At 64.0% G+C, this 23123-nt stretch carries 19 protein-coding genes and 1 other annotated feature; of the genes, 10 read left to right on the forward strand and 9 right to left on the reverse strand.

Going from position 1 to position 23123, the window contains the following annotated elements:
• The coding region (locus tag JSV08_03775) for a hypothetical protein (protein ID UCF81540.1) at nt 1–975 on the forward strand (975 nt) is incomplete at its 5' end.
• 60 nt (nt 976–1035) lie between these two features.
• The gene (locus tag JSV08_03780; GenBank protein ID UCF81541.1) at nt 1036–4092 is read left to right on the forward strand and encodes a fused MFS/spermidine synthase; all 3057 of its coding nucleotides are present in this window, start codon (nt 1036–1038) and stop codon (nt 4090–4092) included.
• Between the two features lie 17 nt (nt 4093–4109).
• Here JSV08_03780 and JSV08_03785 read toward each other — a convergent pair whose 3' ends face one another.
• From JSV08_03785 to JSV08_03810, 6 genes are all read right to left on the reverse strand, one after another.
• A complete protein-coding gene (locus JSV08_03785; GenBank protein ID UCF81542.1) occupies nt 4110–4871 on the reverse strand; it encodes a nucleotide exchange factor GrpE in 762 nt (253 codons plus the stop codon).
• Nucleotides 4872–4987: 116 nt separating this feature from the next.
• The gene (gene lpxK, locus JSV08_03790; GenBank protein UCF81543.1) at nt 4988–6022 is read right to left on the reverse strand and encodes a tetraacyldisaccharide 4'-kinase; all 1035 of its coding nucleotides are present in this window, start codon (nt 6020–6022) and stop codon (nt 4988–4990) included.
• Entirely contained in the window at nt 6015–7313 is a 1299-nt protein-coding gene (locus JSV08_03795; protein ID UCF81544.1) for a 3-deoxy-D-manno-octulosonic acid transferase, read from the reverse strand. Before JSV08_03795 ends, lpxK begins: the two co-directional genes overlap by 8 nt.
• Before the next feature lie 130 nt (nt 7314–7443).
• Complete coding sequence (locus tag JSV08_03800; protein UCF81545.1) at nt 7444–7983, reverse strand: response regulator; 540 nt, start codon at nt 7981–7983, stop codon at nt 7444–7446.
• Between the two features lie 208 nt (nt 7984–8191).
• Nucleotides 8192–9043 (reverse strand): lipoate--protein ligase family protein, encoded by an 852-nt coding sequence (locus JSV08_03805; GenBank protein ID UCF81546.1) that lies wholly within the window; start codon nt 9041–9043, stop codon nt 8192–8194.
• A 58-nt stretch (nt 9044–9101) separates the two neighbouring features.
• Nucleotides 9102–10712, reverse strand: a complete 1611-nt coding sequence (locus JSV08_03810; protein UCF81547.1) for an NAD(P)H-hydrate dehydratase — start codon at nt 10710–10712, stop codon at nt 9102–9104.
• A gap of 181 nt (nt 10713–10893) precedes the next feature.
• Here JSV08_03810 and JSV08_03815 point away from each other — a divergent pair, with 181 nt between their 5' ends.
• The 7 genes from JSV08_03815 to JSV08_03845 all read left to right on the forward strand — a co-directional run bounded on the left by JSV08_03815 (nt 10894) and on the right by JSV08_03845 (nt 16526).
• The gene (locus JSV08_03815; GenBank protein ID UCF81548.1) at nt 10894–11412 is read left to right on the forward strand and encodes a peroxiredoxin; all 519 of its coding nucleotides are present in this window, start codon (nt 10894–10896) and stop codon (nt 11410–11412) included.
• Nucleotides 11413–11670: 258 nt separating this feature from the next.
• Complete coding sequence (locus JSV08_03820; protein UCF81549.1) at nt 11671–12105, forward strand: CBS domain-containing protein; 435 nt, start codon at nt 11671–11673, stop codon at nt 12103–12105.
• A gap of 117 nt (nt 12106–12222) precedes the next feature.
• On the forward strand, nt 12223–12789 hold the full coding sequence (locus JSV08_03825) for an HNH endonuclease (GenBank protein UCF81550.1): 567 nt from the start codon (nt 12223–12225) through the stop codon (nt 12787–12789).
• A 384-nt stretch (nt 12790–13173) separates the two neighbouring features.
• On the forward strand, nt 13174–13830 hold the full coding sequence (locus JSV08_03830) for a hypothetical protein (GenBank protein ID UCF81551.1): 657 nt from the start codon (nt 13174–13176) through the stop codon (nt 13828–13830).
• Nucleotides 13820–14959 (forward strand): hypothetical protein, encoded by a 1140-nt coding sequence (locus JSV08_03835; protein ID UCF81552.1) that lies wholly within the window; start codon nt 13820–13822, stop codon nt 14957–14959. Before JSV08_03830 ends, JSV08_03835 begins: the two co-directional genes overlap by 11 nt.
• Complete coding sequence (locus JSV08_03840; GenBank protein ID UCF81553.1) at nt 14956–15639, forward strand: hypothetical protein; 684 nt, start codon at nt 14956–14958, stop codon at nt 15637–15639. Before JSV08_03835 ends, JSV08_03840 begins: the two co-directional genes overlap by 4 nt.
• Nucleotides 15640–15725: 86 nt before the next feature.
• Nucleotides 15726–16526 (forward strand): MBL fold metallo-hydrolase, encoded by an 801-nt coding sequence (locus JSV08_03845; protein ID UCF81554.1) that lies wholly within the window; start codon nt 15726–15728, stop codon nt 16524–16526.
• Nucleotides 16527–16569: 43 nt separating this feature from the next.
• Here JSV08_03845 and JSV08_03850 read toward each other — a convergent pair whose 3' ends face one another.
• Nucleotides 16570–17250 carry a TrkA family potassium uptake protein gene (locus JSV08_03850; protein UCF81555.1) on the reverse strand — a complete coding sequence of 227 codons (681 nt, stop codon included), beginning with the start codon at nt 17248–17250 and terminating at the stop codon, nt 16570–16572.
• Between the two features lie 32 nt (nt 17251–17282).
• The gene (locus JSV08_03855) at nt 17283–18713 is read right to left on the reverse strand and encodes a Trk family potassium uptake protein (protein ID UCF81556.1); all 1431 of its coding nucleotides are present in this window, start codon (nt 18711–18713) and stop codon (nt 17283–17285) included.
• Between the two features lie 191 nt (nt 18714–18904).
• On the opposite strand from JSV08_03855, the gene JSV08_03860 reads away from it, so the two are divergent.
• Nucleotides 18905–19480: a metal-dependent hydrolase gene (locus tag JSV08_03860; GenBank protein UCF81557.1), complete on the forward strand. Its 576-nt coding sequence runs from the start codon at nt 18905–18907 to the stop codon at nt 19478–19480.
• Between the two features lie 23 nt (nt 19481–19503).
• Here JSV08_03860 and JSV08_03865 read toward each other — a convergent pair whose 3' ends face one another.
• Nucleotides 19504–22080, reverse strand: coding sequence for a ComEC/Rec2 family competence protein (locus tag JSV08_03865; protein UCF81558.1), 2577 nt, complete (start codon nt 22078–22080; stop codon nt 19504–19506).
• Between the two features lie 702 nt (nt 22081–22782).
• Nucleotides 22783–23048 (reverse strand) — a sequence feature (23S ribosomal RNA rRNA prediction is too short).
• Between the last annotated feature and the right edge of the window lie 75 nt (nt 23049–23123).

The raw sequence follows: 23123 nt of genomic DNA on the forward strand, positions 1-23123 counted from the left end.
CCGTGGGAGACACTGAAAGCGCGGTTTCACGAGGAGGAAGTGTACGAGGCGTTTTATGGGCTCAAGATGCGAGATCCTTTTGAGCTCTTTCATTTCTATCTTGCGGGAGCGGAGCAGATGAAGGACTACATAGCGGACGTCCCGACGCTCAACACGGACGACAACGTGTGGCTGGAGCACCGGATGCCGTACGATTTCTTCGACGTGAAAGCGGGAGACCTGGAGCTGGAGCTGGTCCGGCGTTTTGCAAGAGGGCGGCTGGCGGACCTTCGGAAAATGGCGCCGGGCCTGCCGGAGGAAGAGGCGGTGCGCACCATGATTCGCTACGTGCATTCGGACGAACCGCGCCTGAAGGGGGAAGGCGACGAAATCCTGGACTACTGGAAGAAGCGGCGGACACCCATGGTGGAAGGATTTCTGGACGCTTTCGAGGAGGAAGGCGACACGGAGATGGTGGAAAAGGTGCGGGCATGGCGGGAAGACGCCGAGGCTTACCATAAAGCTCGCGTGCTGGCCATGCGGTACGTTTCAAAGACGCTGGATGCCAGCGTGCAGCAGCAGCCCTCGTTGCGCAGGACCTACATAAATGAGGCGCTCACCCAGGCGCCCGACCTGCCGTTCGCGTTGCTCATGGCGGGCAAGTTCGCCTTGCAGGACCAGGACGCCGCCAAGGCGGAAGAGCACTTCCTCCGCGCGCTGGAATACCCGTGGAGCCGCGCGTACTACGACGCGGCGTTGGGGCTGGCCAGCCTCAAGGAGCGCGAGAAGCAGCCGGAGGAAGCCCTCGCTTACGTCAAGCTCGCCGAAGAGAGCAATCCCTATTTCCCGAACGCGTTCTCCTTTCGGGCCTACCTGCTTCATCGCATGGGGAGAACCGACGAAGCCTTGGAGGTTTTAAAGCAAGGGTTTTTCTACAATCCGGACGACGCTATGTTATTGAACACGCGCAAGGAGCTCGGCTTCGCGGAGGAGTAGCCCCGTGCCGCGCAAGAAGATTCCTTCCCATCCCCATTCCCCCAAAGCGGTGTCCCTTCCATGAACACTCGCAACCGCTTAGTGCTGGGTGTGTGTTTCTTCCTCTCGGGGGCCACCAGCCTCGCCCTCGAGGTGGCGTGGGCGAAGGAGCTCTCCTACATCCTCGGCAACACCTTGTATGCGGTGGCAACCGTCGTCGCGGCGTTCATGGCGGGCCTCGGCCTGGGGAGCGCCTTGGCTGGACGCTACGCCCCGCGCATCCTCCGGCCCGTGCTGGCCTACGCGGGGATGGAATGGGTGATCGCCGCGTGCGGAATCTTTTCAATCCCTGTGTTCCGCTCGACGGAGGGAATCTTCCAGGCGCTTTACAACGTGCTGGAGCCCGGGCACGGGGCGTTCCTTGTGGTGAGGTTCCTGGTGGTGTTCGGCGTGATGCTCATTCCGGTGACGCTGATGGGGATGACGCTGCCGGTGGTGGTGGGGGCGTACGGGCGGAGGAAGGAGCGGTACGATTTCGAGGCCGGGACGCTGTACGGGGTGAACACGCTGGGAGCGGTGGCGGGGACGCTGGTGGCGGGATTCTTCCTCTTACCGTGGCTCGGGTTGTTGAAGACGTGCGTGTTGGTAGGGGTGGTGGACGCTGTTGTGGGAGTGGTGGCGTGGTGTGTGAACAGGCGCGTGGGGGCGATCGAGGACATCCGGCTTGCCGGGCAAGTCCGGACGCAGGAGCCGGAACAAGCGGAGTCCGTGGAGGAAAGGAAGAAAGCGGGCTGGACGCCGCTACAGGTAATGATCGGGGGAATTTTTCTGCTTTCCGGGGCGGTGGCGATGGTGTACGAGGTGGGATGGTTTCGGCTACTGGCCTTGGTGCTGGGGCCGTCGGTGCACGCGTTTTCGGTGATGCTTGGGATATTTCTGGTGGGGATAGGGCTCGGGAGCGTCGTGGCGGCGAGGTGGGCGGAGAGGACGAGGAGGCCGCTGATGGCGATGGCGGCGCTGGAGGGAGTTATCGGGGTGGCGGCGCTCGCGACGATGGCGTTCTACAACGAACTGCCTATATGGTATACGTCCTTGTTTTGGAAGCTGGCGGGAGAGGGGGGCGGCGGATGGCATGTTGCGGCGCAGGGGATGATAGCCGCCGTCGTTGTTTTAGTGCCGACGCTTGGGATGGGGGCGCTGTTTCCGGTGGCGGTGAGGGCATTCCGGGAGGCGTCGCGAGAGGGGATGGTGCCTGAGAAGAGCGTGGGGAGACTGTACGTGCTGAACACGGGGGGGGGGATAGCGGGGAGCCTGGCGGCGGGGTTCTGGCTGGTACCGGAAATTGGGATGTGGAGGACGGTGCTTTTGGCGAGCGGGGTGAGCGTTGGGCTTGGTCTGATTTTGTGGCTGGCGGTGCGGGAGGTGGCGCTTTTGCCGAAGGCGGCGCTCGCCGCGACCACGGCTTTGGTTGTGGCGGTGTTTGCCGGGGCCGTTCCCGCGGAAAATACGTTGCTCTTAAACCAAGGCTGGTACTACAAAAAGCAGACCACCCCAGAGACCGCCCTAAGCAACGCCCAAGCCCAACAGCTTCTCTTTTACCGCGAAGGCGTGAATGCGGCCATTTCGGTAACCCGACATGAGGGATATATCTCTTTGCGCACCCAGGGTAAGCCGGATGCGAGCAACGGCCCGCCGGATCTTTTCAGCCAGTTCCTTGGGGGACACCTGCCGGCGTTGTTTGCTCCCGAGGGCGCCCGCGCCGCTTTCGTCGGCTACGGTAGCGGCATGGCCGTCAGCGCCCTGATGGCGCATCCGCACATCGCCTCGCTGGATATCGTCGAGATCGAGCGGGCCGTGCTGGACGCGTCTCCCTATTTCGAATTCATCAACCACGGCGCTCTCCGCGATCCCCGCGTGCGTACCATCGTGGAAGACGCCCGCACCCATCTGACCTATACGCCTAGTGAATACGACGTCATCGTATCGATACCGTCCAATCCTTCGGTTGCAGGCGTGTCCAATCTCTATACCGTGGACTTCTACCGATTGGTGCGGGAGCGGTTGACGCCTTCGGGAATTTTTTTGAGTTGGTTGCAACTTTATAACATTTCAGACCAAAGTTTCCTGACCGTTGTGGCCTCGTTGCTCGAGGTGTTTCCACACGTAGCGGTTTTCCAACCCAGCAGTCATATTATGTTTTTAGCCTCTCAGCAACCCATCCAAGTTCCTTGGGAGACCTATCTGGCGCGTTCCTCGGCGCCGGCGGTGGAAAGGGGACTGCGTCTGCTTGACTTCCGTGAGCCTATGGAAGTCTTAGCGCATTTCGTCGGGACGGAATCCGTGTTGGAAGCTTCCCTTAAGGGAGTTTCCCAGCGAAACACGGACGACAACGTGTGGCTGGAGCACCAGATGGCGCGGGAATTACCGGCCCACACCCATGGGAATTTGCTCATGGCTCGATTGTATCCGCCTCGGACGCAGATTCGGCGACTGCTTCCCGATGCGCCGCTCGGTACGGTTATGCCCAAGGCGCTCCGTAACAGCGCCCGGCGTGAGGCAACCAAGGAACCCGCCCAATGGACGAGAGTTTGGAAAGCCCTCATGGCCCAGTGGGAGACAGAAACGGCGGAGCCGGCCGCGCTGGCCGCCGAAGAAAGCTCCCGTAAAGACACCCGGGCCGCCGCGGCCTACATGGAACGCGTCCCCGACCAGCTGGTTCTCGAAGATACGTATCGCTACGAGCCTTACATCAAGCAGGCGTTTGAGCTGGCGCCCGAGCTTCCCGAGGTGCGGTTGGTGTATGGAAATTTCCTTTTCTTGAGGGAAGACCTCGACGGTGCCAAGCAGGTCCTGGAAAAAATTCCTCCGCACAGCATTTACTCCCATTACTACTACGCACAGTTAACATTGGCCAGGATCGCGCAGAAGGAGGGAGACTTGGGGAAGGCGCTGGAACATATCGAGAAAGCGGTTTCGATCAATCCATGCAAACCCTCCGGTGTGTATGCGATGGCGGACGTGCTGGAGCAACATCCCGACCCGCAGGCCGCCGAGCGCCTTCGGCGCGTTGCGGCGCTCTATCATCCCGAAGATGACGACCTGCGCCGTAAGATGGCGGCGCTGCCGGAGCCCGATTGACGTCTGGTTGAATACGGCTAGCCGCTTTTTTTCCCGACCTTGACCTGGGCGGGGCGGAGGAGCATGTCGCCGAGGCGGTAGCCCGCCGAAAGCGTCTCAAGCACGAGGTTGTGCTCCTCGTCGCTTTCGACCGCGACAACTTCCATGGCTTCGCTCGTAGCGGGATCGAACGGCTCGCCGTCCGGCGCGAAGCGTTCGAGGCCCGCCGCTTTCATGAACCGGGCGAACTGTTCGCCAATCATTTGAAGCCCCTCGCGGTAGGCGCCGGCCTCGGCGCTGTCTTCGGGGAGCGTGTCGAGGGCGCGGTCGAAGCTGTCCAGCACGGCGAGCAGGTCCTTGAGGAAATCCCCCTTCGCCTGCGCCAGGCGGCGCTCGGAGTCGCGCTCCACGCGGACGCGAAACTTTTCCGTCTCCTCCTTGAGTGCCTGGTAGGCCTCGACGGTCTGGCGAAGCTTTTCGTCGCGCTTTTCGATGTCCTGCTTCAGGCGGGCAATCTCCTCTTGGAGTTCCTCGACGTAGGTGGGAAGAAGCGCAGAGGTCTCTTCCGCCGCTTCCTCGCCCCCGTTTCCCTTCCCACCTCCCGGAGCGGGGCGGGCCCAGAATCGACGGTCAACGACCCGGAGCGCTTCCTTTTCCTTCTCCTTGCTGCGTTTTCGCTTCTTGGTCTCCTCCGGGCGCTCCTCGTTCTGAGGCTGCCGGCTGCTCCGGGCCTGCTGGTCGGAGGCCCCTTCGGCCTGGGCCTCTTCCTCGTCGAGGTCGATGAAGCGGTCGTCGCTCATATCAATTCTGGTGCTGCCAGCAAACGTCGTCGTAGAACGAAATTACGCGTTATCTTCTGGAAATTATAGCACGACGCACCGGGAAGGCAAGGCGGGCGCACGAAGCCCCGTTTCGGCTACCGGCCTTCGGTTTCCGACTTTTCGCCCAGGAATTTCAAGAACTCGTCCTCCTTCCGCACCGAAGCATGCAGCCGCACGAAGCCGGCGGGAAGCGGCCATTCTTTTTTTAACTCGCGCACCTTGACCCAGTCCTTCTGCGTGGTAAGCAAGGCCGCCGCGCCTCGCCGCCGCGCCTCTGCGAGAAACGGATCCACGTCGGCGCGCTCGTAGCGGTGATGGTCGGGAAATTGCTTCCAGAGCGCAACGTCGTACCCGAGCGACCGGAGGGTTTCTTTAAACTGCGCGGGCCGCGCAAGGCCGCAGAACGCCGCGATCCGCTTTGTGGCTCCCTTCGGCGGCTCTTTCCACGCCGCGTCGCCCGCTCGAAGCTCGCAGAAGAAGTGCGGCGTCCCGGGCGCCCGCGCCCGGAGCCATGCCGCCGCCGCTTCCTCGGCGCCCTGCGGCGTCCGCGTGAAGAGCACGGCGTCCGCGCGCCGGATCGCCGAAGGCTGCTCGCGCAGGGGCCCGCGGGGGAAGATTTTTTCGTTTCCGAGAAAATCCCGCCCGTCGATTAAAAGGAGATTCGCGTCCCGCGCGAGCGCGCGGTGCTGAAAGCCGTCGTCCAGGACGACGGCCTCCGCGCTCAGGCGGTCGACGGCGAACGCGCCCCCCTTCACGCGCGAGGGGCACACCACGACCGACGCGCAGCCGAGAAGGTTCTCGGCCAGCACGAGCGGCTCGTCGCCCGCCTCGCTCCACGAAGCCCGGAGGCGTTCGCCGTCGGAAACGACGACGGGGCCGGAGATTTTTTGGGAGCGTCTGTATCCGCGCGAGAGGACGCAGACGCGCTTTCCCATGCGCGCTTGCAGGAGCCGCGCGACGCACTCCGCGACCGGCGTCTTGCCCGTGCCGCCCACGGTGAGGCTCCCCACGCTGACCACCGGAACGGGCAGGCGGCGTTCGCGGAAGACGCCGCGCTCGTAGAGGTCGTTCCGAAAGCTCAGTACGCCTTCGTAGAGGCGCATCAGCGGCGCGGCGAGCGCGCTAAGCATCGGAAAATTTCTCCGCGTAGCGCGCGATTTCCCGCAACAGGCGCATGGCAACGCCCCGGTTCTCGTCGAGGAGCGACTTGGCGCGCTCGCCGAGGACGCGGCGCACGGGCTCGTCGTAGAGAAGATGGATGACGCGGTCGGCCAGCGCGGCGGCGTCCTTGACCTCCAGCATGGCGCCGCGCTCGTGAAACCTCGCGGCGATGTCCGAAAAATTCTTCAGGAAGGGACCCGTCAGAACGGGTTTTGCAAAATACGCGGGCTCGAGGATGTTGTGCCCGCCGTAGGGCAGAAGAGAGCCGCCCACGAACACGACGTCGGCGCGCGCGTACAAGGACGCGAGCACCCCGAGTGCGTCCACCCAGACGACGTCGCATGTTTTTTCGGGTGACGACTGAAGCTCGCTCCACCGGAGGATGCGGACGCTTCCCCCCCGCCCGGCCTCGGCGAGCGCTTTTTCGGATTTCTCAGGATGCCGCGGCGCAAGAAAGAGAAGAAGATTTTGGAATTCCTGACGGACGGCGGCGAAGGCTTCCAAAACAAGCGCTTCCTCGCCCGGCCGAACGCTTCCGGCCACCCAGACGGGCCGCTCTCCGGCGAGGTTCCTTGCCCGCCGGAGCACTTCCTCCGAGGGCCGGACTTCGACGTCGAACTTGAGGTTGCCGAGCACGCGCACGCGCTCCGGGGAAGCGCCGAGGGTGCGTATCCGCTCGGCGTCGCCCTCCCCCTGTGCCCACACCTCCGTGAGGGCGCTCCACGTGCGGCGCGCGAAGCGCCCGAAAAACTTCCAGCGGCGGAAGGCGCGCTCCGAGAGCCGTCCGCTCGCGAGCACCACCGGGATGCCGCGCCGGCGCGCTTCGCGCACCAGGTGGGGCCACACCTCGCCTTCCACCAGGACGAGCAGCCGCGGGCGAATTTTTTTCACAACGCGCCGCACGAGGCATGCGAAATCGAGGGGCGGCGCGAAGACCTGCACGCCGCTCAGGCCGAGCGCGCGCAGATGGGAGCGTCCCGAAGCCGTGAACGCGGACACACAAAGGGGAAGGTCGGGCCACCGCTCCCGCATGGCGCGCAGGAGCGGCTCCGCGGCGCGCGCCTCACCAAGCGACGAGAGCACCACCCAGAGGCATCCTTGCGGAGGCCGCCCGCGCGTCCGTCCCAGCCGCTCCCCGAGTCCCTCGAAAATCTCCGGGGCCGCAAGCGCCCGGAAGGCATAGTACGGAAGGGCGGCCAAGAGCACGACGCCAAGAAGTACGCTATAGAGAAAAAACACCACGAATCGTATATCGGCCAAGTATTCCTCATAATACCCGCCATCCTCACATGGCGCAAAGCAGGGGTCAGTCGTCAGGGGCCAGCAAAAGGAAGAAGTCTTTAGCGAATCAGCGACGACCGGCTACTGGCCCCTGACCCCCGGCGACCGATCAGGCGGCCGAGACGTGGAGGTGGATGCGGTCGAGGACGGTATCGAACACGTTGTCCTTGTCGATAAAGCCGCAGGCGCCCAGCTCGCGCAGACGGTGGATGTGTTCGGGATCGCGGTAGATGGCGCTCATCACGAGGAACGGAATTTCTTTGCCTTCGCCGCTCTCCTTTGCCTCGCGCAGAACGTCGAAGCCGCTCTTCTTGGGGAGCTTCAAATCAAGAAGCACCAGATCGGGCTTGGTTTTTTGAAAGATGTCGAGGGCTTTTTCCCCGTCCTCGGCAACGACCACTTCCAACCCCGCTCCTTCGAGAACGTCCTTGAGCATGCCCCGGATGGAGCGGGAGTCCTCGACCACCAGAATGCGCCGGTGCGGGAAGCGCAGTTCGACCTCCTCTTCGTCGGGACTCGCCAAGGCTGAAACCCGGATGAGGGAATCGCACATCGGGCAGAGGTAACTCTCCTGCTCCTGTCCCTCATCCTCCCGAGCCGTTTTTTTGACCTCTACCGTATAGCCGCACTCAGAGCATTGACTGGTCATCTTGTGAAATTATTTTGCAAGCCCTATGCCACGTTCTCTATCTAATGAAAAATAAAGGGTTTTCTGGCTTGAAGGGCTACGGCTATTATGGCGTTTTTTACAATGTGTTACTTTTATTCACACAATCGGAATCTCCGAAAAAACAGCCCGTATGTGCCGCTCCGAATCCCCCCTCAGGGCCCCCCGGCGGGACGTGGCTTGCCCTGCCCTATGCGCCGGCGGCCCGCCGCAAGCGTTCCGGCTCGCGGCGCATGCGATTCCACTCCTCGGTGGCGTACTTTTCACGCTCCAGTTTCTGCGCGAGCGCCTCTTCTTCCCCAGTGAGCGTCCCCGGAGCGCAGACAGCGCCGAACGTTTCGGCAAACGCCTTCGTGAAGACGTCGGCGAGGAGGGCGGGCGTCAGCTTCGCGGAAGTAAGCTCGCCCAAAGCGGCGAAACGCTCGCCGTTGGAGGGCTCTTGCCCCGTGGCGGCGTAGAGGCTTTCGCGATCGATCGAGATGGGAACGGAGCCGTGCTGGAGAAAGCTTTCCTTAATGCGGCGCTGGGCGTTCCCCAGAAGTTTTCTTCCGTCGGGCGCGGCCACCTCGTGGCGCGAGGGAATTTCAAAGCAGGGCGCCGGCGAGCCTGCGGAGGGCGCTTTCTCGCTTGCACGAGCAAGTTCCGCGCGCGAAATGAGCGCCGCCTCGATTCCCACCGCGCCCAGCCCCTTCACGAAAGCGAGCGCGATGCGCCGGTAGGTTTCCAGAGGGCCGCAGCCTGAAAACGACGCGCCGGCGGAGGACGAGACGATGCTGTACGTAAGCTCGTCGGCGTGGAGGACGGTCCAGCCGCCGGTCGGGCGGCGGACGACGGCCACGCCGCGCGCGCGGCACGCCGCCTCGTCCACGGCGGCAGAAAACTCCTGCGCGTAGCCCAGTGAGAGCGTCGGAGACGACCAAGCGTAAAAGCGGAGCGTCGCGTCCCACGGCCCGGCGGGATGAAGCCGCAGGACGGCCTCGTCCACGGCCATGTTGCGCGCGGGAGGGAGCGCGCCGTCTCGAAGGGTGCGCCAAGTGAGCATGTCCAGGTCAGTGCGCGAACGTTAAAATCGCGGGAATCGTTTAAACGGTTCTAACGACCTAAACAGTTTGTCCCGACGAAGCTTGCTCGCCATCTTTCCCCTCCTGTTCCGCAATTCTCTTAATGGCGCGAGGCATGTGCTCGATGATATCGCCCGTGGTGAGCGCCGCCTCGGTGACCTTATGCGCGGCCAGGTCTCCCGCAAGGCCGTGCAGGTAGGTGCCGGCGAAAGCGGCCGTGGGGAGCGTGTGCAGCTTCCGGTTCGCGGCGAAGGCTCCGATGATGCCCGTGAGGGCGTCGCCCGAGCCCGCGGTGGCCATGCCGGGGTTGCCCGTGGAGTTGAGATAGACGTAGCCGTCGGGCAGGGCGCACACGGTGCGGTAGCCTTTGAGGACGACAAACGCGTTTTGCGCCTTGGCGAGCTGCAGGGCGGCCTTGATCCGGTCGCCCTGAACCTCCTCGTTGGAGGTATCCAGTAGGCGCGCCATCTCGCCGGGGTGCGGCGTCAAAATGACCTCGGCCTTGCGCTCGCCGAGCGCCTCCATCTGCCCGTCGGCCAGGGCGTTGAGGGCGTCGGCGTCGAGCACCATCGGCACGGGGCACTGCTTGACGAAAGCCGAAACGAAGGCCCTGGTTTCGGGGTGAAGCCCGAGGCCGGGTCCGAGCGCCACGGCGCTTTTTTCTTTCGCCAAATCAAGTGCCCGAAGCAGCGCACCCTCACAGATGCCGGGTGTGCCGTTCTGGGGAAGCGGCTCGACCATGAGCTCCGGAAATTTTGCCGTAAGCTCTTCGACGAACGATTCGGGCACGGCAAGCGTCGCAAGGCCGACGCCCGAGCGAAGCGCCGCGCGCGCCGCCAGCAAGGGAGCGCCGCCTTTTCCCTGCGAGCCGCCGATGACCAGAAGGTGGCCGTAGTCGCCCTTGTGTGCGTCACGCTTGCGCCGCGGGAAATACGCCCGCACCTCCTCCTCCGTCACCCACTCCGTGCGCACGTCCACCTCGGCCGCAATTTTCCGGGGCAGGCCCAGGTCGCAGCCGTAGAGAGAACCGCAGCACGATTCGGCGGGCGGAAAAACGTGGGCGAGCTTCATGTACCCGAGCCAGAGCGTGGCGTCGGCGCGCACGACTGGGCCTTCGACGCGACCGGTGTCGGCCGAAAGCCCGGAAGGAATGTCCACCGAGAGGACGTATCTTGCCGATTCGTTTATGTCTTCGATGACGGCAGCGAGGAGGCCGTCCGTGACGGGCGGGCGGAAGCCCGTGCCGAAGAGGGCGTCCACCACGATGTCGGCCGCCGAGAGCCACTCGAGCGCCTCCTCCCACCAGGGGGCCGTATGGGCGAAGTGGACGGGCACCTCCATGCGCTCCAGGATTCGAAGATGCACCAAAGGATCGCCGCGCAGCCGCCCGCGCTCGGCGAGAATGACGACGCGCACGTCGAAGCCCGCGTTCGCCAGATAGCGCGCCGCCACAAGGCCGTCGCCGCCGTTGTTCCCTGGGCCGGCCACCACGAGCACGGAAAAGTAGCCGCCCCGCTCCTCGCGCACATGCGCCACGAGGTGCGCCACCTCCCGCCCCGCAAGCTCCATGAGCACAAGGCTCGGGATGCCGTATTCCTTTGCGGCGCGCGCGTCAATCGTGCGCATCTGCTTCGCGGTGGTAATTTTCATGACGGCCCTACATAACAGCATAGCATAGCAGACCCCGTCGCCAAGAACAAAAAAGGGGGCCGGCCCTGTGGCCGAATCGGTTTGACTCCTCCGGACGGCCTTGGTATCCTTGCCGGTCAAATCCAGTGGGTTTTCGTGCAACATTTTTTAATGCCACAGAAGTGTATGGAGGTTTGCGCCCATGGTTAAAGTAGGAAAAAAGGCGCCGGAATTTTCAGTCGCTGCCTATGATAGCGGCGATTTCCGTACCGTCAGCCTCACCGACTACAAGGGCAAGTGGGTGGTGCTTTTTTTCTATCCGCTCGACTTCTCGGCCCTCTGCCCGACGGAGGTCACGGCATTCAACAAGCACCTTGACGAGTTCAGAAAGCTCAACGCCGAGGTCGTGGGTGCGAGCGTGGACAGCAAGTTCTCGCACAAGGCGTGGGACGAAAAGGAGCTGGGCGGCGTTCAGTTCCCCATCCTCTCGGACTTCAACAAGGAGATTTCAAACCGCTACGGCATCCTCGACGACCGCGTGAACGCGGCGCAGCGCGGCACCTTCATCATCGACCCCGAGGGCATCCTGCGCTATTACGTCGTAAGCGACCTCGGCATCGGCCGGAGCGTTGCCGAGACGCTGCGCGTCCTGAAAGCCCTTCAAACCGGCGAGATGTGCCCCGCCGAGTGGGCGCCAGGCGAGAAGACGCTCGGCAAATAGCAAGCCGGTTGCCGCCTGCCGGCAAACCCGGCAAATAAGGAATAATTCTTTCCGGCCGCTGATCGTCAACTGCCCGACAGGGGCTCCGGGCGAGAGCCGATTCTCTGATTTTTCAAGCGGCGCCGCCGTGAGGAAACCCGGCGCGGACGAGGCCGAAAATCCGCGCGGGACTTGACTTTCCTTCCAGCTTTTGTTATCCTGGAGCCAGTTATCAGGCGTTGTTCATAATTCATAAACCGACATAGAAAGGAGAGTTTCATGGGTATTCCCTCGTTCCTTAATATCCCGCTTGTGTCCGTAGCGCCGGGTGACACGGTGTACGACGCGGCAAAGACCATGAAGGAAACGAAGCATGGTGCCGTGGTCGTGCTGGACGGCGAGAAGCTGGTCGGCATCTTCTCGGAGCGAGACCTCATGACGAAAGTGGTGGTCGAAAATCGCGACCCTCAGACCACGAAGGTCAAGGACGTGATGGTCTCGTCGGTCATCACCGTCTCGGTGGATGATTCCGTCGAGGATGCCTTGAAATTCATGTCCAAGAAACACATCCGCCACCTTCCGCTTCTGGACAAAAAGGGAAAGCCCGTCGCCATGGTCTCCATACGCGACATTCTGCGGCACCGCATGAAGGAGCTGCACCAGGAGAGCGAGTCCCTGGCCGCCTACTTCATGGCGGACGGGCCGGGGGGCTAAAAAAGCCGTTAGCGGCTGGCCGATAGCATTCGGCAACCGGCCGCCCCGCCGTTTGACAAAAGCCCGCTCTTGCCGTAACCTAGAATCTGGATTAACTCCTTTTGAAAAAGGCTTGGAATGCTTCTAAACGAGCGGGTATTGGTCCTAAACGCCAGCTACGAGCCCATCAACATCTGCGGTGTCAGACGCGCGGTGGCGATGGTCTTTAAGGGAATCGCGCATCTCGAAGAGGTCGACCGCGCGCGGGCGCTTCGCTCGCCGTCGCGGTCGCTGCCGCTTCCGGTCGTTGTCCGCCTTCTCCACTACGTTTGCACGCCGTACCGCAATTTTACCTTTTCCAAAAGAAACGTCTTCATACGCGACCGCTACACGTGCCAGTACTGCGGAGGCACGCATGCGGCCCGCGAGCTTACGCTTGACCACGTTGTGCCCCGCTCGCGGGGCGGCACGGCCGACTGGGAGAACCTCGCCACGTGCTGCAAGGCGTGCAACCTCCGCAAGGGCGACCGCACGCCGCAGGAAGCGGGCATGAAGCTCATCAAGCGCCCCCGCGCCACCCGCCATCACTCCTTCCTGCACTACCTCCACGTCAAGGGCAGCACCGAGCAGATGTGGCGCAAATATCTTTTCTACGAGTACAAGGAAAGCGAGTGGATGTGGCGGGACAGCCACGCCGCGTCCTAGCGCTCCGACACTCAGGCGCCGCCCAGGAAGGGGGGCGCCCACGCATCACCTCGTAAGAGAGACACCGGCCCCTTTTTCCGAGTTCCCAATAGAATCGAGTGCGCGACGCGTTGCGCCCTCGTTTGCGCTCCGTGCGGCCGTTGCTTAGAATGCGGCATGGCCGCTCCCCCCTCACGCTCGCGCGAGCGGACCTCGCTCACGGTGCGTTGCGCACACTGCGGTGCGGAGACGGGGCTTCCAACGGAGACCGTTCTTTTCGAGTGCTCGCACTGCGATTCAACGCTTTTTTACGATCGCCAGACTCGGACGAGCTTGTCCCGACGGGAAGCGTCCCGCACCGTCCTATGCCATTACGCGCCCGCCCGGGCGCAGGCAAGCGACCTAGTGCCCTATCTCCGGCGTTTCCTTTCGCGCTACGGGCTTTGGGCGCCGGTCGAGGTTCGGAATTTCGAGGGGCTTTACCTTCCGTTTTGGCACATCGAAAAAACGCAGCGGACGCCCTCCCCTTCCCCGCGAGGGCTTGAGCGCGCGGCGTTCTCGCTCCCCTACCTCGGGCTCCAGGGCTACCGGCCGCCCCGCACGGGCTTCGAGCGCCTGCTCGGGCGGAAGCGAAAGGAAAGCGCAATGGCGTGGCTTGCGCCGACTGTTTCTCTCGAAGCGGCGCTTTCGGAATGGGAGCACCGCTACGGCGAGCCCCGAGGCGCCGAGGGCGGGGAGAACGTTCGCCTTCTCCTCGCCCCCGTCTACACGGCGGAATACGAATACGAAGGCGCGGTCTATCGCGCCACCATGGACGGCGTGACGGGCAGAATTCTTCCGGAAGAAATTCCGCCTAGCCTCGCCCTGCTCCTCGACCGCAAGACGATCACCTTGGGCCTCGGCGCGGGCGCCCTCTTCCTCGTCGAAGGGCTGCTCCTTCCGGGCCTCTGGCTCACGCTGGCCGCGTACGCCGCGACGGGGGCATTCCTTTATCCGGCGGCGCGGCGCGCATGCTTCTGGGAGGCGCAAGGTGAGAGCCGGCCCCGCCGCCATGCGCTATAACCTGCCCTGCCCTTCATGCGGCGGAGCGCTCGCGGGAATCGGGCGCTCGCGGATTCTCTCATGTCCGTACTGCGAAGTTTCCTTGCTGGTGCAGGCCCCGACGCCCGCGTCGGGGCCTGCCGCCGAGCATGTTCCGCGCTATGCGGTTCCCGCCATCACGAAGCATAGGGCCGCGGAAGCGGTGCGCCGGATGTTTCGCACCCCCCGGCTTTCCCGGGCGCTCCCGCGCCGCGTGACGGCGCAAGAGGGAACGCTTTGGTACGTCCCCTTCTACGAATTCCACGGTCGCCGTATGGGCATGGGAGCGGAGGAAGCGAGCGGCGTGAGCGTGGAGGAATTTTCTCGCATCCTTCCCGCGCTACACCTTGGGAGCTGGGGCCTCGAACACGGCGCGCTCCTCGGAAAATCCGGCGCCGCTCCGACGGCCCTCCGCCCTTTTGACGAAACGGCCCTCTGGGTGCGGGGCACGGTGCTCGAGCCGCAGCTTTCGTCCCGCGAGGCCCGGAAGATATTCACGGAAGCCCGGAGTCTGCGCAACCTCACCCTCGACGGCCGGCGGGAGATCGTCGAAGCCCAAGTGTCGCTCCTCTATTACCCGATCTGGGTCTTCCGCTACGAATATCTTCGAAAAACCTATGCCGTCTACGTGGACGGCCGTCGCGGCGCGCTTCTTCGGGGACGGGCGCCGCGGAAGGAGTCGCATCGCGTCGCGGCGCTTATAGCCATGGCGGCGGCCCTGGCGCTTCCCGTCGCGAAAGCGCTCCGCGCCGCGCTCGCCGCCGTTGCGCCCTCGAGTTTTTTCCCGCTCCGGGGCCTCGTCGCCGCGGAGCCCGGCCCTGCCCTCGGCGCGGCGGCGGTGCTTGCGGGCGGCTTGCTGGTGCTCGCGGCCGGCTGGAATCTCTTCCGCACCAGCCAGGAGTTCGTCTTTTCCCCTCGGGGCCCGGTCGCCCACGTGACCCGAAGGCCGCCGCGGACGCCCCTTGAGCGCGCGCTCGAGCGCCTGAACCGCCTCGCCGCGCCGCTTTTCCGGCATGGAGGAAAACCGCAGCGCGGCGCTCCCCAAGAGAAAGTTTCCGCGAATTTGTTCAAACTGTTCATCATGGGCCTTCAAGGCACGCCCCGGCCATGAGCGTTGCGCTCATTCGCCTCCAATGCGGACATTGCCGCGCGGGACTTCCCGCCTCGGAAAACGATTCGCTTTTCGTATGCACGATGTGCGGACGGGGGTACGAGCTTCGCGGCGGCGCCCTGGAAGAGATTCCGCTCGCCTACGCGATGCCCGAGGCGGCGCACACCGAGCGCCCCTTGTATCTGCCCTTCTGGTGGTATAGGATTTCCCTGGGATTTTCCTCTTCGACTCCCCCACCCGACCCGAGTCGCCCTGAACGCATGAAAAACGTCTACGTAACCGCCTTCGCCGTCCGGGGATTTCCTTTTTCCGACGACCCCGGGTTTCTTTTTACGCAGAGGCAGGTCGCGCCCCGCGTCAAGACCACGCTGCGCGAGCCGACCCTCGGGGGCACGATAACGTCCGCCCGGGCCCGATGCTGGGTCCCTCTTACCCTCCTCTCACTCGCGGACCGCGCCGGGGAGGACCTCCCCGAGACGGGAGCGCCGACGAGCTTCAAGCTTGCTCGTACAAGCGAGCCGCTTGAGGAGCGCCTCCTGGCCGTGCCTTTCTACGACGAAGGCGTGCACCTTGTGGACGGTCTCCTCGGCGGGCGCTACCCCAAGGACGCTATCGCGGATGCCCGCCTCATCGAGGCCGAATGGAAAATGATAAAGGAAGCAAAGGACAAGGCGACATGACTCATGAGAGCCGCAAGCAATAAGAGTTGAAGCTTTGAGCCTCCACCCCGTGTATCGGATCATCCGGCCATAGGCGCTGTCGTCCCATGAACAAAGGAAGTTTCCGCGTGACTTTTCTGGGCACCGGCCCGTCGCTCGGCGTGCCCGTCATCGGCTGCGAATGCAAGGTGTGCTCATCCGAAAACCCGCGCAACCGCCGCATGCGCTCCTCTCTCCGCGTGGACACCGCGGAGGGAACGTTCATCGTCGACGCGGGCCCCGACCTCCACCACCAGGCGATCCGGAGCGGCCTGAAAAGCCTCGACGCCGTCGTCCTCACGCACGCCCACGTCGACCATGTCCTAGGGCTCGACGAGGTGCGCATTTTCAACTTCCGCACCGGGCGCGACATGCCCGTCTACGGAACCGAGGAGACTTTTTCCCAAATCAAGAAATTCTTCTTCTACGCCTTCGACGAGCGGAACCCCTACCCCTGGAAGCCGCAGTACGACCTCCGCGTGATCGAGCCCGGCGTGCCGTTTCGCGTCGCGGGCCTGGAAATTACGCCCGTGCTTCTGGGCCACGGCGGAACCAGCGTCCTGGGCTTCCGCATGGGCGGGGGCGCAGGCGGGCCCTTCGCCTACTGCACCGACGTGCACGAGGTGCCCGAGAGCGCCTACGAGGCGCTCGAAGGGGTGGATACGTTCGTCCTGAACGCCCTGCGCCTGAAAAAACACGCGACGCACCTTTCCTTCGACGAGGCGCTCGCGGCCGTCGAGCGCGTGGGGGCGCGGCGGTCGTTCTTGACGCACCTGAGCCACGACTTCGACTACGACGTGATAAAAGGCAAACTCCCTCCCGGCGTCGAGCTCGCGCACGACGGACTGGTTCTCGATTTTTCGGGGTAGCGGGGGGCTTTCGCCCGCTTTCTCGGCAGCCGCCGACGACCGCTCAGTCGTTCGCTTCGCGGAAGTTTTCGATGCCCTGCGACGTTCCGATGACGATGAGGACGTCGCCCTTTTGTATGACGTCGCTTGCGCGGGGGAGTTCCTTCACGACCTCTTTCTCGTTTCCCTCCTCGTCCTCGACGTAGCGGCGGATGGCGATGACGTTCATGTCGTAGCGGTTGCGGAAGTCGGCCTCGATGAGGCTCTTTCCTACGAAGCGCTCGGAAGGCTCGACCTCGACGAGGTCGATGTTTTCGGTAATCTCGACGAAGCGGTCGACGTGGGGCGTCGCGATGCTGAACGCCAGCTGGCGCCCCATCTCTTCCTCGAGGTTGATGACGTGGTCCACCCCCAGGAGCTCGAGCACCTGCTCCTGCGTTTCGCTGATGGCCCTCGCCCAGACCTCCTTGACGCCGAATTTCTTGACGATCGCCGTGGCCAGAATGCTCGCCTCGATGTTGTCTCCCATCGCGACGACGGCAAGGTCCACCTTGTCCACCCCCAGTTTTCGCAACGCCTCCTCGTCGGTGATGTCGGCCACGGCGGCGTTCAGGACAAACTCCTTCACCCGGTCAATGCGGTGACGGTCCTTGTCCACCGCGATCACGTCCACGCCCTCCTTCGTCAAGTGGTAGGCAATGTTGTAACCCAACACGCCGATTCCCAAGATTGCGATTTGTCGCATGTTCAGTCTCCTTCGATAATTCTATTGATGCCTTATCCTACCATAATCGGCTCTGCGGGGCGCTGCACCACCTCCCGCTTCCCGCGTCCCGCCGCAAGGAGCACCATGGCCAGGGGCCCTACGCGCCCCATCACCATGAGCGCGATGATTATGGTTTTTCCGGGGGGCGTGAGACCGCCGGTGATGCCCATGCTGAGCCCCACCGTGCCGATGGCGCTCATCACCTCGAACACGACCGGAAGAAAGGGCTTGCCCTCCGTAACGAGCAGCGCCAGCGTGCCGACGACAATCGCCCCAAGGAACATGAAGACGATAGCGATGGAGCGCCGCACTTCAATGGTGGTAATGCGCCGCCGGAACACCGTGACCGATGCTGTTTGCCGGACGATGGAGCGAAGGGTCAGGAACATCACGGCGAACGTCGTCGTCTTGATGCCGCCCGCCGCCGAAAGCGAGGAGCCGCCTATAAACATGAGCACCATCAACACGAAGAGGGATGCCTCCGACAACGCCTCCGTGGGCACGATGTTAAAGCCTGCCGTAGCCATAAGAGCGGTGAAAAGGGACGCGTTTACCTTCTCTCCCGCGCCAAGCGCGAGCATCGTGCCGCCTGCCTCGAAGGCCATGATGAGCAAAGCGCCCGTCCCGATGACCGTGAGCGACACGGTAAGGACGAGCTTGGAATGCAGCGAGAGCACGTGGGGAAGCTCCGCGCCGCGCCCCAGACGGCTTTGGAGCCAGCGCCACAGATCGGCGTACACGATGTAGCCGATGCTGCCGAGATAGACGAGCAACGCAATGGCCGGCCCGACGACCGGGTCGTGCTGAAAGCGCACCATGCTGTCGGAATACAGGGCGAAGCCCGCGTTGCAGAAGGAGGACACCGTGTGAAAGAGTCCGTAAGCAAGGGCCGCCGCGGGGGAGTACCCGAGGTGCAGGAACCAGCCGCTGAGCACCGCGACCCCAACGGCCTCGATGCCCAGGGTGATGACGACGATGGTCTTGAGGACCCGGAAGAGCGTGGGTATGTTGAGCGATTCCCTCGCGACCGAGCCGGTGTCGAGCGAGCCCATCACGCTCCGGATGACCTGGGCATGCCGGAGGAGAATGCTGCGCCCCACGAAAAGGGTGACCAGGGTCGAAAGCACGATGATGCTCCAGCCCCCGGCCTGGATGAGGCACATAATGACGAGCTTCCCGAAGCCCGAGAAATGCGTGGGCGTGTCCACCACGATGAGCCCCGTGACGCACACCGCCGACGTGGCCGTGAACAGGGCGTCGAGCGGATGGGTCCAGTCACGCTCGACCGACGAGACGGGAAGCGTCAGGAGCACCGTTCCCAGGAAGATGGCCACGAGGTAGGAGCCCAGAATAAGAAGCAGGGGCTTGCCCGCCGCGTTGCCGCCCAGGCGCGGCTCGGAGGCAAGCGAGGAGCGGGAAAGCGTAAGCGTGGGGAAAGGCATAAAAAGAGAGGGCTGAAGAGCGTGTCTCAGGAGATCACACTATAATTGTAGCCCCTTCCCTGGTGAAAAGCAAATCAAGACCCGGGCAGCCCACAGGCACAGATAATGTGCGGCCCGTGAAGAAGCACAGTGACTTTTTCAGAAATTTCTATGTTGGATGCCCTACCACTATAATTAACGGCTAAAGAGCCATGAATCCCTCAACCCATCTCCTGATTGGATGGCTGGTTGCCAACAGCGTTCCGATTAATCGCCGAGAGCGATTGGCGGTTACCCTTGCCGCCGTCAGCCCGGATATAGACGGCATAGGTTACATCGCCGAGCGGTTGACCGCGGACAGCCCCAACCGTCTCTGGTGGTTCACCGATTATCACCACTTGCTCCACAACCTGCTTTTCGGCGTGATCGTAGCCGTCGTTTGTTTCTCGATGGTCGGTCCCGGTCCGGGGCGCCGGTGGGGAATCGCCGCTCTGGGTTTTCTCAACTTCCACCTGCATCTCCTGTGCGACCTGGCGGGCTCCCGCGGCCCCGACGGCTACCAGTGGCCAATTCCGTATTTCTCACCCTTCACGGACTGGGAATGGACCTGGAGCGGCCAGTGGGCACTCAACGCGTGGCCTAACGTCGCCATAACAATCGGGGCGTTGGCGTGCACCTTTTATCTGGCATGGAAGCGCGGTTATTCGCCGCTGGAAATGGTTTCCAAAAAGGCGGACCTGAAGCTTGTGGAGACGCTCCGCACGCGATTCCCTCATCCGCCGGGCTAACAGGAGCACGCAGCCGGGCGCCCCTACGGGGCGGGGGACCCCTCGAACGTGGCGATGCGCCAGCCGTCTTCGCGGAAGGCTATCGAGATCATCCCGTCGCGGTCGGTGCGCAGAACGGGAACGCCGCGCCCGGCGTAGCGGGAAAGCGCCTTTTCCGAGGGCCAGCCCCAGGGGTTGGGCCCCACCGAAACAAGCGCCAGCCGGGGCGCGACGGCGTCGAGGAACCGGGCGCTCGAGGCCGAGGCGCTCCCGTGCATCGGGACCAGGAGGGCGTCGTGGCGCAGTGACCCTCCCCCAGGGAGGGGCAAGCCCCGACTCTGTCGGGACAAGCCCCGACTTTGTCGGGACAAGCCCTCGCGGCGCTCCACGAGACAGGCCTCGTCGCCGCGGCGTATGTCGGAGCTCAGAAGGAGGGAGCGCTTCCCGCAGCGAAACGACAGCACGAGGAACGCCTTGCCCTCGCCGCAGGCCTCGGCGTCAGGATAGAGCACCTCGATGCGGGCGCCTCCGGCTTCGAGGCGCCGTCCCGCGCGGGCGCGCACGACGGGCGTGCCGCGTTTCTCGGCTATCGCCTCAAGCGTCTTGAAGCGCTCGCTCCACGCGCCCCACGGAAGCCAGAGCTCGCCCACGCGGAAATTTTCCAACACGCGCTCGGCGCCGTAGACGTGGTCGGCGCGCGGAGCGGTGACGACGAGCCAGTCGAGGCGGCGGACGCCGCGCCGCCACAGGAAGGGCGAGACGACGTTCTCGCCCACGTCGAAGCGCCGCCCCGAGACGCCGCCCCCGTCCACGAGCATGGCCGCGCGCCCCGGCAGCTCGAGGAGCACGGACTGGCCCTGCCCCACGTCGAGCATCGTCGCCTCGGCGTTTGAGCGGGACGGCGGGAACCAGGGCGGCGTCACCACGAGCAGGCAGGAAATCGCCCAGGCCGCCCAGACGCCCGCCCCGACAAAGCCGGGGCCCGCCCCGGCGATCCAGGCGGGGCGCAACGGAGAAAGGCGCGCGGCGCCCGAAAAGCGGAGCGCGAGCGCTCCGGCGGCGAAGAGCGCGTAGTAGGCCGCCGTGAGCCAGCCCGAGGGGGCCGGCAGGCGGTAGAACGAGAGCGCCGACGCCACCGGGGCGTCGCTCGCCCACTCCACCGGCCAGAGCATCAGGGCGAGGACGGCGCGCAGGACGGCCTCGAGCGGAAGGGCAAAAAGCTCGCTTCCGGGGGCGACGACGAGAAAAACCGCGAGGGCCTGCATGAGAAACCCCATGAGGGGCACGACCCAGAAATTGAGGAGGAGGCCGACGGGAGAGACGCGGTGAAAGCTCTCCAGGATAAGCGGCATGGTCACCGCCTGCGCCGCAAGCGACACGGCGGCCAGGAACTCCAACCGCAGCGGAAGCGCCGGAAGGCGCTGCGCAAGGGGGAAGGCGAGCAGCATGATGGAAAGCGTGGCGCCAAAGGTGAGCTGGAAGCCGAGGTCGAAGAGGTCCCGGGGGCGCCAGACGAGCAGGATGAGCGCGGCCGCGCCGAGCACATTGACGGGGACGACGCGGCGGTGGAAGAACCGCGCGGCGAAATAGACCGACGTCATGACCGCCGCGCGCAGGATCGAGGCGCGCACGTCCGCGAGCGCCGCGAACGAGACGAGCGCCCCGATGGCCGCGAGCGCCGCGACGCGGTGCCCCAGGGCCAGGGAGCGCGCGAGGAAAAAGACGCCGAAGCCCAGGATGCCCATGTGGAGGCCCGAGATGGCGAGCACGTGGAAGGTGCCGGTCTCCTTGAAGCGCCGGCTGTCGCCGGGGTCGAGGTGGGCACGGTTTCCCGTGGCGAGCGCGAGTAGAATCCCGCCCTGGCGGTCGAAGAGGGTCTTCTTCCCGGGGAAATGGCGCACGAGCGCGCCCTCGACGGCGCGCCGCGTTCTCCCCACGGCGCGGTCGAGGGGGCCCGCGCCAGAGCGCTTCTCGACGACGCGGGGGACGCGCGTGTTGGCCACGAGCTCGACGCCCCGGCGGCGCAGGAACTCGCCGTAGTCGAAGCCCCCCTCGTTGCGGTAGGTGCGGGGAAAGTTAAGGGTGGTCTTGAGCCGCAGCCGGTCGCCGCGTCCGAACGGCAGGCTCCGCCGGAGCCGCCATGGCGGCCCCTGCACGCGCACCCGCACGCTCCCCTCGAGGGGCCCGTAGACCCTGACCACGTTGCGCCCGGAGTCGTAGTACGCAAGATTCTCCGCCGCCACCTCCAGATAGGTGCCGAACGCCGCGTGGACGGGCGCCGCCTCGAGCACCCCCTCGAGCGTCACGGTGACGCCGAGCAATTTTTCCTCCTCCGCGAGCGAGGCGATGCTCCGGGGGGAGGGCCGCGCGGAAAAGGAGGCCCACGCCGAGGAGAGGAACACGAACGCGACCGCCGCGGCCGACAGCGAGAGGAATTTCCTCCCCGCGCGGTGGGCGGCGAAGGCGCCGAGCGCGAGGAGCACGGCCCCCGACGCCGCCCCCTCAAGCGACGGAGAAAAGCCCGCCCGCTCGGCGAGAATCCCTCCCACCCAAGCCGCACTCACGAACGCCAGGGGCGCGCGCCGGAATTTCTCCAGCCATGCGGTGGAATCGGGAGGCATCGCCGCGACAGGATAGCATGCAAATCAGAAATGACCGATGACAGATTACAGATGACCGATGACTAATGACCAATAGGGTTCAGGGGTTCGGGGGCTTACCCGCCAAGATCGTTAGGGCGGGCCGGCAACCCAGACTAAGAGTCTGGGCAAGCTCCGGCAAAAGCGGCAATTCCGGCAAAAGCGGCAATTCCGGCAAAAACGGCAAAATCCTTGACGAATCGCGGAAACGGCACCATGTTGCAAGGGATGAGACCGGAAACCAGTATACGTCCCCACATGCGTCATCCCGACCGAAGCGGCGCTGGAGCGGGAGTGGATGCGGTGCTACGCCCTCCTGGAGCAGCGACGGCAGCAACGGGAAAGCGACGATCCCCCGCCGCTCCACAGCATCCTGCGCATGGGGTGAATCCCGGAAAAAAGGGCGATTCTACGAAACGAAGCCACTAAGTGGCGTCAACAAAGGGTTTTTTAATTGGCCCTAGGAACAAAGCCACTAAGTCGCGTGGATAAAGGATTTTTTTGAGACTCGAACAAAGCCGCTATGTGCTTATGAATAAAGGATTTTTTAATCTTGACTGTCACCAGACAAGTTTTGAGCCCGGGGAGGAAACCGAGGAACGGCTTATTGGCTCTTTGACAATTTCATAGGCGGCGCCTTTCGCCAGCTCGACCGCGCGAAAAAAAGGGAAGTGGTCAAGCCGCACGACCGATTAGTACCGCTCGGCTGAACGCGTCACCACGCTTACACCTGCGGCCTATCAACCTCGTCATCTCCGAGGGGTCTTAAGGGACCTTAACGGTCCGGGAAAGCTCATCTTGAGGGGGGCTTCACACTTAGATGCCTTCAGCGTTTATCCCTTCCGTACTTAGCTACCCTGCGACTGCCCCAGGCGGGACAGCAGGAACACCAGCGGTACGTCCATCCCGGTCCTCTCGTACTAGGGACAGCTCCTCTCAGCTTTCCTGCGCTCGTTGTAGATAGGGACCGAACTGTCTCACGACGTTCTGAACCCAGCTCACGTACCACTTTAATCGGCGAACAG

The organism is Acidobacteriota bacterium (genome assembly GCA_020349885.1).
Taxonomy (GTDB): Bacteria; Acidobacteriota.